A 16,927-nucleotide genomic window follows, 5' to 3' on the forward strand; every position below is an offset into this window, starting at 1 on the left:
CTTTATTAAGTATACGGCACACAAGTATTATAGGAATTTTATGTTTATTATTTTTCTAACATGGTTATTCAGCAGATTCCAAAACTAAACTTATTAGCTTACAGGGTTTCCTTCCATTGGTATTGGCGAATTTCGACATCCTCAGCTTGAAGATAATCCGTTAAAGGTTTAAGCTCTTCAGCGTAATAACGTTCTTTAAACTTAGCGATGGCTTCTTTTGAATGGAGTTTAGGATCCAGCTCTAAATGTTCCACTGGAATTGGGCGGTCAAGACTAATCTTACAGTCAATCACGACCACTTTACCGTCCTTTTCATCAGCGACCGCTTGAGTGAAGACATCCTTCAATTGGCTAATTTCAGTCACGGTGTAAGCAACAGCACCTTGGGCCTTACCAATCATGGCGAAGTCAACATCTGCGATGTCAATTCCATAGAAGTTATCGTTGGTATCTTCTTGTTCGTCACGGATAAATCCGAAACGTTCATTGGTGAAGACCACGTTAATCATAGGGAGCTTGTATTTGACTGCCGTGACGATGTCTTGCATAGCCATGGAGAAGCCTCCGTCGCCGGCTAAGTTCCATACTTGACGGCCTGGCATTTCTAGTTTTGCTGCAATGGCACCTGGAAGACCATTCCCCATAGTAGCGAAGATATTTGAGGTCCGCCAGGTATTCTTAGGCGTCATATGAAGGTGGCGGATAGAGGTTTGGGTGGTATTACCCACATCAATCGAATAGACAGCATCTTCATCAGCCACTTGGTTAATGGCATGGTAGACTTGGAAAAGTTGTAAATCTCCACTCTCTCTTTGCTCTAGACTTTGGAGATAATCTTTCCAGTTTTTAGCATTGTCAATATTGGCCTTGTACCAGCCATTATCGGTTTTTTCTTCAATTTTTTCTGTGATTTGGCGGATGGCTTCTCCGGCATCTCCTAAGATGCTGACATCAGCGTCATGACGCTTACCCAGTTTTTGTTGGTCGATATCGATTTGGATAAAGTGTTTGACATGGTCAAAAGTCCCTTCGACTTCAGCAAAAGGAAAGTTGGAACCAGCAAAAAGAATGGTGTCCGCTTCTTCTAAGGCTTCATTAGCTGGCTTCCAAGCCACCCGGTAGGCAGACCCTAATAGGGCATCAAATTCATAATCAAAATTATCAAAATTAATCCCGGTGACAACCACTGGGGCTTTGATTTTCTTAGACAGTTCGACTACATCTTGGCCACTGCCTTGGGTCCCAATACCAGCATAGATAAGCGGCCGTTCACTAGCTGCTAAGACTTTAACCGCTTGGTCAATATCCTCAGCCCCTGGTGTCATAAGCGGATAGTCGCGGTAACTCTTAGCTGAGGAATACCAGGAATCTTCTTCAAGCGGTTCCCAACCAAAGCTGACTGGTACTTCAACTGCAGCTACGCCTTTTCTGGCAATGGCGGTACGGATGGCTTCGTCTAAGACCTTGGGGAGCTGCTCAGCATAAGCCACCCGACGGTTATAAACAGCCACATCAGCAAAATAAGGGTTTTGGTTGAACTCTTGGAACATGTCATAGTTAGATTGCACTTCTGGGCGTTGGCCAATAATGGCTAAAACCGGTACATTATCCTCCTTAGCATCATAGAGACCATTGTAGAGGTGGGTTGCCCCTGGTCCTGCTGACCCGATACAAGCCGCAATCTTACCTGTGAATTTTGCACTCATGGAAGCTGCTAAGGCTCCAGTTTCTTCGTGACGCACTTGAATAAAGTTAATCTTACCTTGTTCCTTTTCAAAAGCATCCATTAAGGAGTTGAGCGAACCTGCTGGAAGGCCATAAACATTCTTAATTCCCCAGTCTTCCAATACACGCAGTCCTGCCACCCATGCATCGATAGTCGCCATTCTAATGTCCCTTTCCTTTCTTTTTCTTTTCAATTAAATAATTTACCGTTTCCACCCTCACTTTATCAAAAGCAAGGCAAAAATATGAATAATATGCTCAATTTTTTCTTTTACCAGTTAAAATATGGGTTATAATTTAAAGCAAATTTATTTAAAAGGAGCGATAGCTTATGCATAAAAATAATTCTCTCTTTGAATGGGTAGCCATGGGGATGTATGCAGCTCTCATTATTTTATCCATTACTTTTATTCACATTCCCATGCCTTCCGCCATTTCCAAGAGCTTTGTTCACCCGGGCAACGCTCTAGTGGTTCTCGGAGTCCTCTTAATGGGAGAAAAGCGAGGCACTTTAGCTGCTGTAGCGGGTCTATTTCTCTATGATGTTCTCAATGGTTATGCTTCGGTGGCAATTTTCACAGTCTTAGAAAACCTGGTCGTCATTGCCGTCGTAAGTCTACTCTTCCGCAAGGTCTTCCATTCACAATTGACCATCGGACGCTTAGCCACCATTGGAGTTGTAGCTGGGGTGACCAAGGTCATTGTCATTTTCATCAAGTATACCTTCCGCCAAGTCTTACTAGGCAATTCTCTTGCAGCAGCCATGGCCATCGCCGCAACTGGTATGCCGGCTAGTTTATTCACAGCAGCCGTAACCGCTGTCCTAGTTACCTTGCTCTATTATCCCATGAAGAAAGTCATTGACCGCTACCCAGCCTTAGCTGCTTAAAAATTACTACAACCATGATAAAAAGGGACTGTGAGTGAATTCACAGTCCCTTTACTTATAAGTCTTAGGCTTTAGGATTTTTAGCCATTAGGTCTTCGAATTGGTCAATGTAAGATTGAACAAAATTGATGGTTGATTCTTGTTTGAACTTGCCGTTTTCATCTAAAAGATCAGCCGAATGACCTAAAAAGACTTCCGGTTGTTGGATAGTTGGCATCACGAAGTAAGACAAAGCTAGACGTAAGTTCTTGTTAGCACTGTAACCCCCCATAGCACCGACCGAATGCGAGATAATTGCTGCAGGAGTATTAGTCCAAGCCACTGCTCCCTTAGGTTTTGAAGCCACATCGACTGCATTCTTTAAGCAGGCAGGGATAGTCCGGTTATTTTCAGGGGTGACAAATAAGACCCCAGCGGCATCACTAATTGCTTGACGGAAGCTCACATAGCTTTCTGGTAAGGGTTTATTAGTCATTTCAGCGTCATCGTAGTCAGCATCATATAGGGGTAGGTCACGAATTTCGACAATTTCAGCATCATAATCGTCACTAAACATGTCGATCGCATTTTGAGCAATCTTGCGTGCATAGGATCCCTCACGTAAACTACCTACTAAAACTACAACTTTTTTTGCCATAATAATTTCCTTTCTCCATTAAAATAATGTTTATTAAAATTAAACTATATTAACTTTATTAACATTAAATTATAAAAGCAAGCAAGATGCCTATCTTTTTTATAAGCTTTTTAGCCAATTTTTGCAGCCTCATAGTAAAGGGTTAAAGACGGGAAATCTCTTGGTAGAGGCCTCAATTCGATCAAAAAATCAATACAATTTTTGGTACTCCTTCTTGGTATTGTTCGTTGATCCAGCAGCAAAATTTCTCAGCTATAAGGATTCAGGCAAGAATTTACTTTAGGCCGGCTTTTATTTAAAATAGAGAAGAAAAAATCTATGGAAGGAGTAAGCTCATGCTTATATTACTGCGTCATGGACAAAGTAGCTCCAATTTAAATAACTTATTTACTGGCTGGTATGATGCCAAACTGACCCAAAAGGGAAAGGACCAAGCCTATGCTGCGGGGCTCCGTCTGAAAGCCGCCGGATACCAAGTTGATGCTATCCACACCTCGCTTTTAAGCCGGGCCATTCAAACCAGTAATGTCGTCCTGGAGGCTATGGATCAACTTTACCTGCCCTTACATAAATCTTGGCGGTTAAATGGCCGCAATTATGGGGCTTTGGAGGGTATGAATAAAGACTTAGCCCGGGAAAAGTTTGGTAAAGACCAAGTCCACACCTGGCGTCGGTCCTATGATGTTCGTCCGCCACGCGCTAAAAATAACCAACTTAGCGACCGCTATCCCTTCTTAGATAGCTCTAGCCTACCGCAAAGTGAAAGTTTAAAGGATACCCAAGTCCGCTTACTGCCCTACTTAGAAGATCAGATCATCCCCCAACTGAAGCAAGGGAAGAATGTCCTCATCGTCTCCCATGGTAACCTCCTTAGGGCCTTAACAATGGTGATCGAAGACCTGGAACCCAACCAAGCCAGCCAGATTGAAATCGCCAATGCCCTCCCCATTGTCTACCATTTCAACCAGGATCTCCATCTGCAAAGTAAGGAGATCTTATCTTAATCACAATCTAAGTTTTCACTTGGTGAATATAATCACTTTCTTTTAAAAGCTATTGCCCTCTGCGCTATTCTCAAGTAAAATAAGAATAAAGTGAGATATTATGGCTTAGGCCACAGTGTTTTGCAAGAATTATTTAGGAGGAAAAAAATGAAATTAGTATTCATTCGTCACGGTGAAAGTGAATTAAACTTAGCCAATGTCTTTACCGGTTGGTTAGATCCAAAATTAAGTGAAAACGGTCGTAAAGAAGCGGCTAAAGCGGGTCAAGATTTAAAAGAAACAGGTATTGAATTTGATTCTGTACATACTTCCGTACTAACCCGTGCTATCCAAACCTGTAACATTGTTTTAGAAGAAATGGACCGCCTCTACTTACCAGTAGAAAAAAATTGGCGTTTAAATGAACGTCACTACGGTGGTTTACAAGGTTTAAATAAAGCTGAAACCGCTGAAAAATATGGTGATGAACAAGTTCATATCTGGCGTCGTTCCTACGATGTACGTCCTCCACAAGCTAGCGGTGAACAAGCCTTTGACCATCGTTATGACCACTTAGACACCCGCCACATGCTTGCTGGTGAATGTCTAAAGGATACCCTTGACCGTACCCTTCCTTACTGGGAAGACCACATTGCTCCAGAACTTAAAGACGGTAAAAACGTTTTAGTTGTGGCTCATGGTAACAGCTTACGTTCCCTAACCAAACACATTGAAAACATTTCTGACGATGACATCATGGGCGTTGAAATCGCTACTGGCGAACCAATCGTTTATGACATCGACGAAAACCTCAATGTCGTTAACAAAACTGTCTTACACAAAAAATAATTTCAAATAAATCAAAGCAGCTCCTTTCCCTTTTCGAGACAGGAGCTGCTTTTTTGCATGCTTATAATTGTTCATTCACTAGGGGTTTTCGCCTAGATCATACAGGATTCACATTCCGAGTCGCCATTGCAGGAGGGACGGTCGGGAGACGTTGGACCTGGAGAGAGCAGTTCATCACTTTCTAAATGTTCACTACCTTCTAAAACATCTTGACGGACGCGAACATAGTAAATGGTGGAACAGCCCTTGCTATAGGCATAGATATAGGCCCGGTTCAAATCGCGGGTGGTCGCTTCCGAAGACATGAAGAGGGTTAAGGAGATAGCTTGGTCCACATGCTTTTGGGCAGCGGCCACAATATCGATGATGGCTTGAGGACCGACTTCATAGGCTCCCCGTTGATAATAAGCATAGTTGTCATTATCAATTTGATAAGCAGGAACATAAACCCGACCTAATTTGCCTTCTTTACGGGTTTCTACTGGTGAAACTACTGGTTGCAAGCTCGGTGTACATGAAGACAGGTAGGAAATCGACCCCGTTGGAGCAACTGCTAGCAAGTGGGCGTTAGCGATACCGTCTTCTTGAATGGCCTTAGCGAGGGCTTGCCAGTCCTCTTGACTTGGTAATTGTAAACCGTAATCTTGGAGTAATTGACGGACTCTTTCTGTCTTAGGCTGTACCCTTGATTCAGTATATTTCTTGAAGTAAGAACCATCCGCATATTCCGATTCAGCAAAGCCGGCAAAAGGCCCATGTTGTTTCACTAAGTCGTGTGAGGCTTTAAAGGCATGGTAGGCCAGTGCATAGAAGAACATGTCGGTAAAGTCTACGGCCTCTTCTGAGTCATAATAAATATGGTTGGTGGCTAAGAAACCATGTAAGTTCATAGCCCCTAGTCCAACAGCATGGTTGGCTTGGTTGCCCTTCTTAATCGATGGTGCAGACTCTAGGTCAGACTTTCTCGAAATACGGTCCAGAGCTTGGATGGCATGGTTGACTAAGTGGCCGAAGTCTGGGGCTTGATCCATAGCTTTAGCGATATTGAGCGAACCTAGGTTACAACAAATGTCTTCCCCGATAGTGCGGAAAGAAAGGTCTTCATTATAGCTGGAAGGAGTAGATACTTGGGTAATTTCTGAACATAAGTTGGACATCACAATCCGTCCTTTTTTCTTATGGGGATTGCGGCGGTTTACCGTATCTTCAAACATTAAATAAGGGTAACCTGATTCAAAATGCAGTTCCGCAATGACTTGGAAAAGTTTTCTTGCCGAAATAAAGTCCTTATGGATGGCTGGATTAGCCAATAACTCGTCATATTTTTCGGTAATGGAAATATCCGACATGGCCTTGCCGTATACTTTTTTAATGTCGTAAGGTGAAAAGAGGGCCATGTCCTTATTTTCCTTAGCGAGTTGGAAGGTGATATCTGGAACCACAACACCTAAGGACAGGGATTTAATCCGAATCTTTTCATCAGCATTTTCACGTTTGGTGTCCAGGAATTTAAGGATATCGGGATGGTGGGCATGGAGGTAGACCGCCCCTGCGCCTTGGCGTTGGCCCAGTTGGTTAGCATAGGAAAATGAGTCTTCCAAGAGCTTCATCACCGGCACCACCCCAGATGCCTGGTTGGCCATGCCTTTAATAGGAGCCGTAGTCTCTCTTAAATTGGTCAAGCAGAGCGCCACACCTCCGCCTCGTTTGGACAATTGCAGACTGGTTGCAATACTTCTCGCGATGGATTCCATATTATCCTCTACCCTTAAGAGATAGCAGGAAATATATTCACCCCGTCTTTTCTTAGCCGCATTGAGGAAGGTCGGCGTAGCTGGTTGAAAGCGATTAGCCAAAATATCAGCTGCCAGCGCCTTGGCCAAGTCTTGGTCGCCATTGGCTAAAAAGAGCGCATTAGCAATCACCCGGTCTTCATAAGTTTCTAGATAATAAGCCTTATCATCCGTCTTTAGGGCGTAGGCGGAATAGAATTTCATGGCCCCAATTAAATTGGGAAAGGCAAAATCTTGGTCATCCGCCCATTGGTAGATTTCATGGATAAAATCTTTGGAATATTGGTCAAAGACTTCCTTTTCATAGTAATTATTCTCAAAAAGATAGTCCAACTTACTATCCAAGTTAGCAAAAGTCTTGGTCTTGGCTTGGATATAGTCTCTCATATAGACAGCTACGGCTTCTTTATCTGCTTGAAAATTATAGTGGCCTGCTTGGTCTTTAAAACGGGTTAAAGCATTCAGTGACAGGTAGTTTTCCTCTTGCTTGAATGTCATTAAGACATACTCCTTTCAATAATCGCCACTCGGGCTTGGCTTGCACTTGCTTATTGGTCAGCGTTAAAGGTTTCGCTAATTATGCGGTTAACTTCTTCGACATCCTCTTTAGTCCCAATCAATTCAAATTGATATAAGAGCGGGACCTTCAATTTATAAGAAATCACTGGCCCGGCAATGGCAAAGGAATCACCAAAATTGGTATTGCCAGAGGAAATCACCCCGAGGCAGTGTTTGCGATTATCTGGATCATTCAAGAAATGAATAACCTGCTTAGGCACAGCGCCATGGGCATCAACCTGACCGGCATCTGTGACTTTGCCGCCTGAATAAGTAGGTACGATTAAAACATAGTCTTCGTCCACCTTAATGCGTTCTTCCTCATCAATGGGAATACGGATGGATTCGGCATCCAATTTTTGAACGAAACGGTGGGTATTATTTGATTGCGTAGAAAAATATACAATTAATTCTTTCATTAGAAATCCCAGTCCTCATCTAGTGTTTCTTCACTTGTTCCAATAATATAAGATGACCCACTTCCTGAGAAGAAGTCATGGTTTTCGTCGGCACGAGCAGATAATTGTGCAAAGACCTCTGGAGCAATCCGCGTTTCTTCCTTGGTAAATGGTGACTCATAGCCTAAGTTTTGTAAGAATTTACCCGCATTATATAAGGAGAAGCGAATGGCTTCATCAGCTAAACCAAAGCCGTCATAGAGTTGGCGTAAATAAGTTTTTTCTAAATCAATCATCTTATATAAAAGGTCGAAAACGAATTGTTTCATTTCGGCTTGTTTCTCTGGGCTTAATTTAACAACCTTTAATTGATATTTATAACCACTATAGAAATTATGAATCACTTTATCCCGTAAAATGAGACGGATGATATCTGAGGTGTTCGGCAATTTGCCACGGGCTGACAGATAAAATGGTAAGTAAAAGCCCCCATAAAGTAAGAAACCTGGCATTAAGGCAGCAGCGATTTTAGATTTTAGGGGATCATCAGCGGTGTAGAAAGGAATCAGAGCCTTGGGACGGGCTTGGAGCGCTTCATTATCTACCACCCATTCGTGGGCTTCTTCAATTTGCTCACTGGTACATAAGGTAGAGAAAATGGTTCCATAAGAACGGGCGTGAACCCCAACCATGAAGGCAAAATTAGCATAAATCACTTGTTCTTGTTCAGTAAGGGAATTCTTAATCTGAGCTACATCCCCGATCGAGGCTTGAACAGTATCTAATAGGGTTAGGCCTGTAAAGGTGCGGGTAATTAATTGTTGCCAATCGTCATCGAGCTCATTCCAGGATGGGAGGTCATTAGAAACGGGTATATTTTCAGGCAACCAAAAGTTTTGGGTGACCCGGTTCCAAACTTCTAAATCTTTTTCATCGACGATTTTGTTCCAATTGATAGCTCTCATATTTTGGCTTTGGTCAAAATAGGCATATTCTACCGGCGACACGGACCGATCATAATAATTTTTTGTCATGATTTCTATCCCACTTTTCACTTAAATTTTCCCAGGACTACATGCATGCGATCTGGCATAGAATAAATTAACACAAGATATAGTGGTTAACAAGTCAATATCCACATTATATTGTGTATGTAAAAATGCAAAGATATAAGCGAAAAACTTCACTAGAATCCAAGCCTATTTCGATAAGCTTTTTTACGGGAGATAATTTTGTCAAGGGGGTAAATTATTTTCATGAAAAAGGCGATTTCCAATACAATTTTTGTATAGAAATTAGTAAAAAGCAATCAAAGACCTGCTTATTTGTGCATTTAACTTTTAAATGCTAGATTCAAAAAAGGCTAGATCTATAAAAACGATAAGTCTAGCTTGAAAAAGAATGTAAGGATCATCCACATCACTAAATTTTATTCGATTAAAAAGAGGCTAAAAGCTTTCGCCTTAGCCTCTTTAATTCACTATGATTAATAAACTTTTTTCCCATTGAGATAAGTGGCTTGTAATTGTCCTTGTTCATTGAGAACGATGAAATCCGCGTCCAGTCCGGCTTTAATTTGGCCACATTGATCCTCAATCCCCACTGACTTGGCAGGATTATAGGAAGCCATTTGAACGGCTTCTTCTAAGGAAACCAAGTTCCAGGCCACCAAATTTTCTACGGCCTTAGCCAGGGTAAGAATAGATCCTGCTAAGTTACCACCGTTAACTAAACGAGCGGCCCCGTCTTTAACGATAACCGCAAGTTCACCCAACATTGAGGGGCCTTCTGGCATACCGCCTGCCCGCATACAGTCTGTGATCAAAACCACTTCGCCTTTCTTGCGAGCCTTTAAGACCACATTAATGGCACCAGGTTTAACGTGGAAACCGTCACAGATTAACTCAGTGTATAAATTATCCAAGGTCAAAGCCGCTCCTACCAAGCCAGGTTCGCGGTGGTGGAGACCACTCATCCCATTATAGGTATGGTTAATTAAGTGGGCACCGGCTTCAACAGCTGCTTTGGCTTGATCGTAAGTCGCATTGGAGTGTCCAAGAGAAATATGAACTCCCAAGGCTTCAGCTTGAGGGATGAAATCAACGACACCTTTCCTCTCTGGGGCTAAGGCTATTTTATTGAGGAGTCCCTCTGAAGCCTCTAACCAGGTTTTGACCTTTTCGATATCAGGGTCAGACATATAGTTCTCATTTTGGGCGCCCTTATGTTCTTCTGTGAAGAAGGGCCCTTCAAAGAATATTCCCCGAATTTTAGCGCCTGATACTTTGTCCTTACTTTGGGCCACTACTTGGCAAGCCGTAGTTAAGTTCTCACTGGTATCGGTTAAGGTGGTTGGTAGCCAAGAGGTCACCCCACAGGACAAGAGCCCTTTAGAAATGGCCTCAATACCTTCTGGGTCTTTGTCCATGACATCGTAACCATGAAAACCATGGATATGGGTATCCACTAAACCGGGAGCCAGGATTCCATCACTATAATCAATCACTTCTGCCTGGTCGGGAACTGCCTTGACCACCTGACCAAAAGTCCCATCATCATTAACGATTAAATAGGCCTCCTCTTCCTTGTGGTCAGCTAATAAGATGGCCTTTGCCTTGATATATTTCATCACTAACACCCTTTCAATATGCTTTTCCTTTGAAATGGAAACCTAATCCTTCACACTAATGCCAAGAAGTTAACTACTTATGCAAGCGGATAATTTCGTCTCCAGGACCAACTTCACCACTAGCTACTGTTTCGATTTGGTCATAGTCACTGGTATTGGTTACCACAAGAACTACCGAGGCATCATAGGCGGCAGATTCAATGGCTTGGCGGTCAAAAGTAATCAGGAGGTCACCAATACTTACCTTGTCGCCTTGTTTAACTCTTGGAGTAAAGCCTTGGCCCTTTAATTCCACGGTATCTAAACCAATATGAATGAGGACTTCCATGCCCTCTTCACTGGTTAAACCGATCGCATGGCCTGTTTCAAATAGGCTGGTCACTACCCCATTGACAGGAGAAATCACCTGGTCACTTTCAGGGCGAATGGCTAATCCTTGTCCCATCGTTCCTTGGCTAAAGACTGGGTCATTCACTTCACTTAAATTATAAAGGGAGCCCGCTACAGGTGTAAAGAGACTCATGGCTTCAGTTGCTTGAGAAAAATCAGAATCAGCTAAAATTTCATTAATCTCAGCGCTATAAATATTCGATTTTCCCCCATAAATGGCTTGAATACCGTTCTTGACATCAAGCACCCCGGTAGCCCCTAAACTTTTGAGGGTGTCTTTATTGACCTTTCCATTCTCTTTAACCGATACCCGTAAGCGGGTGGCACATGCGGTCACATGGTCAATATTTTCTGGTCCACCCAAGCCTTCAATAATGGTCAAGGCCTTGTCGTGGAGAGTGCCTGAAGATTGACCCGAGCGAGTCTTTCCACTGTTAGCCTGGTCAGCGGTCATTTCCATACCAGGAATCGTCACATGGAACTTCTTAATACAGAATCTAAAGACAATATAGTAGAGAATTGCCCAGATGATCCCTATTGGAATAACCCGGATCCAGTTGGTTTGGCTGTTGCCTTGGAAGGGACCAAAGAGCAGGAAGTCAATCAGTCCTCCTGAGAAAGTATTACCAATTCGAATTTGGAGGATATCGGCAATATAGAAGGACACCCCATCAAGGAAGGCGTGAATCACATATAACCAGGGAGCCGCAAAGAGGAAAGAAAACTCAATCGGTTCAGTAATCCCGGTTAAGAAAGAAGTCAGCCCACTCGAGAAATAAAAACCTGCATTGGCTGGACGATTTTCCTTAGGGATAGAATGATACATGGCTAGAGTTGCTGCTGGTAAACCAAACATCATGGTCGCGAAACGCCCTGCAAAGAAGCGGGTTCCATAAGTATAGAGACCAGTAAAGTTAGGATCAGCTAATTGGGCAAAGTAAATATTTTGGGCCCCTTCAATGGTTTGACCAGCCACCGTCTCTACCCCACCCAGTGAGGTATACCAGAAAAGTGGGTAAATGGTATGGTGGAGACCCACCGCACCGGTTAGACGGAGGAAGAAACCATAGAAGAAGGAACCAATACTTCCCATGGCTGCGATCTGTTCACCTAAGCCCACCATGGCTTCTTGAATCGGTGGCCAGATCACATAAATGATCGACCCTAGAAAAATGGCTGCTATTGCTGAAACAATGGGAATAAAACGGTTACCCCCAAAGAAACCTAAGAATTGCGGAAGTTCAATCTTACGATAACGGTTATGTAAGTAGGTCACGGTTAAACCAATTAACAAGGCGCCCAGCACCCCGGTATCAATCGTCGCATCAGGTTCGGAGAAGAGTTGCAACCAGGCACTGATGGTAGCTGTATAGACGAGGAAGGCCACCCCAGCGGATAAACCAGCCGTCCCGTGGTCAGCTTCTGACAGCCCCACCGCGATCCCAATGGAGAAGATAAGGGGTAAGTTAGCAAAGACGGCATTCCCCGCCATGGTCATCACGGTAAAGACCGCTTGGATAAAATCATTGGCTAAAAAGGGAAATTGAGCCAGAGCGGCATCGTTAGATAAAGCACTCCCTAGGCCCAATAAGAGCCCCGCTACCGGCAAGATAGCAATCGGCAGCATAAAAGCCTGACCTAACTTAGAGAATTTTTCAAACATGGCTGTTCCTCCTTATTATTCATCCAAAGCCTGGATAAAGCGTTGGGCAATTTCCTTAGGCCGGGTAATCGCCCCACCGACAACAATGCCTTTAGCGCCCAGGTCTTGGATCTTCTTAGCTTGACTGGGATAGTGAATCTTGCCTTCAGCAATCACATCACACCCAGCTTCAACCAGCTGGCTAATCAAGTCATAATTGGGCCCATCAATATTTTCACTATAGTCGGTATAGCCAGCTAAAGTGGTTCCGACAAAGTCAATCCCCTCTTGGTGGGCATTGAGCCCCTCTTCAAAGGTTGAAATATCGGCCATAAATAATTGGTCAGGGTATTTCTCCTTAATTTGGTGGATAAATTCATTGACCGTTAGCCCGTCATGGCGTTTGCGGTCAGTCAAATCCAAGGCGATCACTTCACAACCGGTTTCAACCAGTTGGTCAATTTCATCCATAGTAGCGGTGATGAAGGGTTCTTCAGGTGGGTAATCTTTCTTAATAATCCCAATGATGGGAAGGTCGACAACTTCCTGGATTTGCTTAATATCTCTGACTGAATTAGCCCGTAAGCCAACTGCTCCAGCCTCCTGAGCAGCTTTGGCCATTAGGGGCATAATACCTCCCTCTTCCGTATAGAGCGGTTCGCCTGGAAGGGCTTGACAAGAAACAATTAAGCCGCCAGAGACTTGGTCGATAAATTCTGCTTTATTCATTTGCTATCAATCTCCTTTTTTATTTAATATATAAATTATCGCGATCAGGATTTACATTTAAGGATTTTAAACTTTGTTGGAATTTTTCTTGGCGTTTGAAGCGGTCTTCTTCCATTAAATAGTCATAAATCACGTCACACATGACAATAAGGGGCAATTGCGGAGAAATACGATTACCAAAATTAAGGTTTTTTACACTGGCAATTTTAATCAGGTTATCTAATTCCTGATTCTTATTGGCATTACTATGGGCTGTAAATAAAACAGTATAGGCCTGATTTTGCTTAGCTGCATAGAGAGCTTGGTTTATGACCTCTGTATGACCCGATACTGAAAAACCTAGCACACAAGATTTGGCGTTAACCACCACATTATGGACGCGGATTAAGTCGTAGTCAGTAATGGCCTGGCAGGGAAAACCTAGTCGCATCAATCGTTGACTAAACTCACGGGCAGCCAATCCAGAACTGCCGATACCATAGATATAGATCTGGTCTTGACTAATTAAGGCTGTAACCAGGTCATGGATATCATTTTCATCAAGCAGGTTATAGCTTTTATTGATGATGGCATTGTAGTCCGAGAGCACCCGCATGGTATGTTTGTTGGAAGCCTCTATCCCCCGGTGACTAGGCATTTGCTGGTATTCAAACAAAAATTCCCGATAGCCCTTGAAACCTAATTTCTTTGCAAAGCGGGTAAAGGTGGAATCCGAAACATGGAGTTTCTTCCCCAGTTGGTCTACCGCTAAATCCCCCTCGCCTGGATTAGCCTGGATAAAATAATCGCCAATGATTTTCTCTCCAGGGGATAAGGATTCATAAGATGCTTCAATTAAAGGAATAATGCTATCAGTAAACTTTTTCATTTTGCCCTCCTTTCCAGCTGTAATCGCTTTCACCTATAATCATAGACTTTTATGAATGCATTTTCAATATTCAATTTAAAAAGTGGTTCTTCTTTCAAGTATTTGTATAATCTTTTAGACCACTTGAAAGTAAAATTAGTTAGTAAAAAAGCCCTCGCCAAAAAGCAAGGGCTAAATGAGAGTCAGACCGGTTTATTTTTTAATCAATCCAGCAAATTCTTTAAGGCTTCAATTTCCTGGTTTTGGTAGCCTAGGTGACGGAAATAATTCTCAATTGAAGTATACTTAGCCATAAAATCACGGTCAAAATTTTCCATGATTTCTGGATAAGATTGGTTAATATTTTGTATGTGACCTTCCTTAATAATCCTAGGGTCATGCTTGATATAGGCATAGGAGACTTGGTAATCGGCAACAATATCTACCAAAGGGAGTCCAGCCGCCTTATAAATCAAATAAGTAATCACCCCAGTCCGGTCCTTCCCAGCACTGCAATGGATGACCGTCCCCCAATTCTTGGCCTTATTGCTCAATAACTGGTCAAAAACAGCTTTAATGGCCGAGTAGCTATCACAATATTCCAAATAGCGAATGGCCATAAAATAAGGATCATCACTTTCTTTGGCCAGTTGGGCTGAGCGTCCGACATCCTGGCTTCCACTCAAGTTAATATTTTGATAAGCCTTGAGAAGATTTCGATAGGGATTAGGCTGTTTTTCGGTTTCCTTGGGGGCCCGTAAGTCAATAATAGCTTGAACATTTAAGTCTTTTAGCCGATTGAAGTCAGCCTCATCAACACCAAAGAGCATAGAAGACCGGAAAAACTTACCCCGGGGAAGCCATTGGCCCGATTCTTTATAATAGCCACCAATATCACGAAAATTACAAATTTCATTGAAGGGATAACGCAAAATATCCACCCTTTCCTCTCGATTAGATCATTTCTCTACCTTTAAAATAGCACAAAAATGCTGGCTGAAGTAGTACACAGTCCCTATGAGACATTATTCAGCTTTTGTCTCAAGATTAGACATTTTCAGAATTATGAATCTTTTCCTTATTTTACTTTATATTATCATAAGTTTTGTAGACAATATAATGAAAAATACGAATAGATTGGGAGGATTTAACATGGATACTAACTTGAAAATCGCTAAAGAGTTAGATTGTGACGTGTTGGTTGTAGGAGCTGGTAATGCAGGTATGCAAGCAGCAGCTGCAGCAGCTGAATCTGGTAGCAAAACAATTCTGATTGAAAAAGAAGAAAATGAGAATATGTTACGCTTATCTGTTGCGGCTGTTGGTTCCAAATCGCAAAAAAGAGCTGGTAATTATATTGACAAACATGATTTAGTCAATTACATGACTGCTTTTGCTCAAGGTCGAGTGGATCAAAAACTCATTTATACCTGGGCCAACCACTCTGCTGAAACTGTAGACTGGACAGAAGAACAAGTCTTAAAGCCCAATGGACTGAGCTGGCGGTCGGAACCCGATGCTTTTAATAGAAATTTACGCTACCAAGCTTGGCCAACTCAAAATGATCCAGAGCTTGATAATAACAAGGGAAAACTATCTCCCTATACTCCATTTTTCATCGAAAAATTAAAAGACCTCGGTGTTGATATTCATTTCAAGTTAGCTATGAAATCTATCAATAAAGAAGATGGAAAAGTTACTGGAATCATCGCTTACGACCTTGAAAATGAGATTTACCTCAAAATCAATGCTAAAAAAGGAACCATCCTGTGTACGGGAGGATATTCTGCTAATACTGAACTCTTGGAAAAATGGAATCCCCTCTCTCTCAAGAAAAATGTTACCAATGATTCCCCTAGGGCCAATGGTGATGGTATTGTCGAAGCCATAAAAGTTGGTGGATGGAAGGATGAAGAACCCGCTCAACTGGTCTTTGATAGAGGCATGTATAAGCCTGGAGAAGATGCAACTGAGATCTATAAAGAGTCAGAAGAATTCGGAGATTGGCTCTGGCTGGGCAGTCAACCCTTCTTAAAGGTAAACAAAAATGGGGAAAGATTTGCTAACGAATCCTCTCCTTATGAGTATATCTTGAATGCTGCAGCCTACGAACCGGACTATGCCTATGCAATGATCTTTGACGCTAATTATGGAGATGACGCTTTAGAAAATCATATGGTGGGCTGTGCACGTATTGGATTCCCAGGATATATGCAGAGCAAAGAAGCCTTAATCGAAAACACTGAAAAGTATATCGATAAAGGATTTATTCAAGTTGCAGATAGCTTAGAAGAACTTGCTGAAAAACTACAAATGCCAAAAGATAGGCTGATCCAAACCGTTGAACGTTATAATGAATGTTGCGAAAAAGGCGTCGATGAAGATTTTGGCAAGGAAAAAATGAGACTTCACCCTGTAAAACAAGGACCATACTATGGCGTTTATTTAGCTGGTAGAAATCTTTGCACCTTGGATGGTTTAAGGATTGACACCAATATGCAGGTTATTGATAAAAATTACAATCCAATCCCTGGCCTCTATGCAGCTGGTAATGACTCTGGTGGATTCTTCTGCGGATCCTATAGTGAAAGATTACCAGGACTAGCTGCCAGTCGAGCTCAAACCTTTGGGAGACTTGCTGGAAAACACGCCGCTCAACAAGACTAAGCTGTTTTGTTAAAGCAATATTTTTACAGCATTTGCTGAATTCTTGATTTTCAGCATTTAAAAATTCGATAAACTTTTCTATTCAAAAGACCTCCGCCTAGACTAGACGGAGGTCTTTTATTGTTTGTGATGTAAGCGCTTCTTTTATTTACAGCCTATTCATATGCTAAAATAGACTATAATAAAATAAT

The 16,927-nt window shown here is 42.4% G+C and carries 14 protein-coding genes; 4 read left to right on the forward strand and 10 right to left on the reverse strand.

The genetic code is table 11. The features are described from left to right. Positions 1–98 precede the first annotated feature (98 nt). Positions 99–1,886, reverse strand: coding sequence for a pyruvate oxidase (gene spxB, locus CJ190_RS06155; RefSeq protein WP_070597892.1), 1,788 nt, complete (start codon positions 1,884–1,886; stop codon positions 99–101). A 170-nt stretch (positions 1,887–2,056) separates the two neighbouring features. On the opposite strand from spxB, the gene CJ190_RS06160 reads away from it, so the two are divergent. Beyond that, positions 2,057–2,614 carry an ECF transporter S component gene (locus CJ190_RS06160; RefSeq protein WP_064292766.1) on the forward strand — a complete coding sequence of 186 codons (558 nt, stop codon included), beginning with the start codon at positions 2,057–2,059 and terminating at the stop codon, positions 2,612–2,614. A 64-nt stretch (positions 2,615–2,678) separates the two neighbouring features. Here CJ190_RS06160 and CJ190_RS06165 read toward each other — a convergent pair whose 3' ends face one another. After that, a complete protein-coding gene (locus CJ190_RS06165) occupies positions 2,679–3,251 on the reverse strand; it encodes an NADPH-dependent FMN reductase (RefSeq protein ID WP_064292767.1) in 573 nt (190 codons plus the stop codon). A gap of 335 nt (positions 3,252–3,586) precedes the next feature. Between CJ190_RS06165 and CJ190_RS06170 the strand changes: the two genes are divergently transcribed. Beyond that, the gene (locus tag CJ190_RS06170; RefSeq protein ID WP_064292768.1) at positions 3,587–4,255 is read left to right on the forward strand and encodes a 2,3-bisphosphoglycerate-dependent phosphoglycerate mutase; all 669 of its coding nucleotides are present in this window, start codon (positions 3,587–3,589) and stop codon (positions 4,253–4,255) included. Between the two features lie 147 nt (positions 4,256–4,402). After that, complete coding sequence (gpmA, locus tag CJ190_RS06175; RefSeq protein ID WP_064292769.1) at positions 4,403–5,083, forward strand: 2,3-diphosphoglycerate-dependent phosphoglycerate mutase; 681 nt, start codon at positions 4,403–4,405, stop codon at positions 5,081–5,083. Between the two features lie 92 nt (positions 5,084–5,175). Here the strand turns inward: gpmA and nrdE are convergent, their stop codons facing one another. From nrdE to CJ190_RS06215, 8 genes are all read right to left on the reverse strand, one after another. Next, on the reverse strand, positions 5,176–7,374 hold the full coding sequence (gene nrdE / locus CJ190_RS06180) for a class 1b ribonucleoside-diphosphate reductase subunit alpha (RefSeq protein ID WP_064292770.1): 2,199 nt from the start codon (positions 7,372–7,374) through the stop codon (positions 5,176–5,178). 50 nt (positions 7,375–7,424) lie between these two features. After that, positions 7,425–7,853: a class Ib ribonucleoside-diphosphate reductase assembly flavoprotein NrdI gene (gene nrdI, locus CJ190_RS06185; RefSeq protein WP_064292771.1), complete on the reverse strand. Its 429-nt coding sequence runs from the start codon at positions 7,851–7,853 to the stop codon at positions 7,425–7,427. Then, a complete protein-coding gene (gene nrdF / locus CJ190_RS06190; RefSeq protein WP_064292785.1) occupies positions 7,853–8,866 on the reverse strand; it encodes a class 1b ribonucleoside-diphosphate reductase subunit beta in 1,014 nt (337 codons plus the stop codon). Before nrdF ends, nrdI begins: the two co-directional genes overlap by 1 nt. 452 nt (positions 8,867–9,318) lie before the next feature. Further along, positions 9,319–10,464 carry an N-acetylglucosamine-6-phosphate deacetylase gene (nagA, locus tag CJ190_RS06195; RefSeq protein WP_064292786.1) on the reverse strand — a complete coding sequence of 382 codons (1,146 nt, stop codon included), beginning with the start codon at positions 10,462–10,464 and terminating at the stop codon, positions 9,319–9,321. Between the two features lie 70 nt (positions 10,465–10,534). Beyond that, positions 10,535–12,514, reverse strand: a complete 1,980-nt coding sequence (locus tag CJ190_RS06200) for a PTS transporter subunit IIABC (RefSeq protein ID WP_064292772.1) — start codon at positions 12,512–12,514, stop codon at positions 10,535–10,537. A 15-nt stretch (positions 12,515–12,529) separates the two neighbouring features. Beyond that, complete coding sequence (locus CJ190_RS06205) at positions 12,530–13,222, reverse strand: N-acetylmannosamine-6-phosphate 2-epimerase (RefSeq protein WP_064292773.1); 693 nt, start codon at positions 13,220–13,222, stop codon at positions 12,530–12,532. A gap of 19 nt (positions 13,223–13,241) precedes the next feature. Continuing rightward, entirely contained in the window at positions 13,242–14,090 is an 849-nt protein-coding gene (locus CJ190_RS06210) for a MurR/RpiR family transcriptional regulator (protein WP_064292774.1), read from the reverse strand. Between the two features lie 203 nt (positions 14,091–14,293). Next, complete coding sequence (locus CJ190_RS06215) at positions 14,294–15,010, reverse strand: tyrosine-protein phosphatase (RefSeq protein WP_064292775.1); 717 nt, start codon at positions 15,008–15,010, stop codon at positions 14,294–14,296. Between the two features lie 211 nt (positions 15,011–15,221). On the opposite strand from CJ190_RS06215, the gene CJ190_RS06220 reads away from it, so the two are divergent. Then, complete coding sequence (locus CJ190_RS06220) at positions 15,222–16,736, forward strand: FAD-dependent oxidoreductase (protein ID WP_082888638.1); 1,515 nt, start codon at positions 15,222–15,224, stop codon at positions 16,734–16,736. The last annotated feature ends 191 nt before the right edge of the window (positions 16,737–16,927 follow it).

This window comes from Aerococcus loyolae (genome assembly GCF_002871915.2).
GTDB lineage: Bacteria > Bacillota > Bacilli > Lactobacillales > Aerococcaceae > Aerococcus > Aerococcus loyolae.

Bases quoted from the DNA above. Each gene is read 5' to 3' on its own strand.
- spxB (WP_070597892.1), bottom strand. From the start codon at position 1,886: ATGGCGACTATCGATGCATGGGTGGCAGGACTGCGTGTATTGGAAGAC.
- CJ190_RS06160 (WP_064292766.1), top strand. From the start codon at position 2,057: ATGCATAAAAATAATTCTCTCTTTGAATGGGTAGCCATGGGGATGTAT.
- CJ190_RS06165 (WP_064292767.1), bottom strand. From the start codon at position 3,251: ATGGCAAAAAAAGTTGTAGTTTTAGTAGGTAGTTTACGTGAGGGATCC.
- CJ190_RS06170 (WP_064292768.1), top strand. From the start codon at position 3,587: ATGCTTATATTACTGCGTCATGGACAAAGTAGCTCCAATTTAAATAAC.
- gpmA (WP_064292769.1), top strand. From the start codon at position 4,403: ATGAAATTAGTATTCATTCGTCACGGTGAAAGTGAATTAAACTTAGCC.
- nrdE (WP_064292770.1), bottom strand. From the start codon at position 7,374: ATGACATTCAAGCAAGAGGAAAACTACCTGTCACTGAATGCTTTAACC.
- nrdI (WP_064292771.1), bottom strand. From the start codon at position 7,853: ATGAAAGAATTAATTGTATATTTTTCTACGCAATCAAATAATACCCAC.
- nrdF (WP_064292785.1), bottom strand. From the start codon at position 8,866: ATGACAAAAAATTATTATGATCGGTCCGTGTCGCCGGTAGAATATGCC.
- CJ190_RS06200 (WP_064292772.1), bottom strand. From the start codon at position 12,514: ATGTTTGAAAAATTCTCTAAGTTAGGTCAGGCTTTTATGCTGCCGATT.
- CJ190_RS06205 (WP_064292773.1), bottom strand. From the start codon at position 13,222: ATGAATAAAGCAGAATTTATCGACCAAGTCTCTGGCGGCTTAATTGTT.
- CJ190_RS06210 (WP_064292774.1), bottom strand. From the start codon at position 14,090: ATGAAAAAGTTTACTGATAGCATTATTCCTTTAATTGAAGCATCTTAT.
- CJ190_RS06220 (WP_082888638.1), top strand. From the start codon at position 15,222: ATGGATACTAACTTGAAAATCGCTAAAGAGTTAGATTGTGACGTGTTG.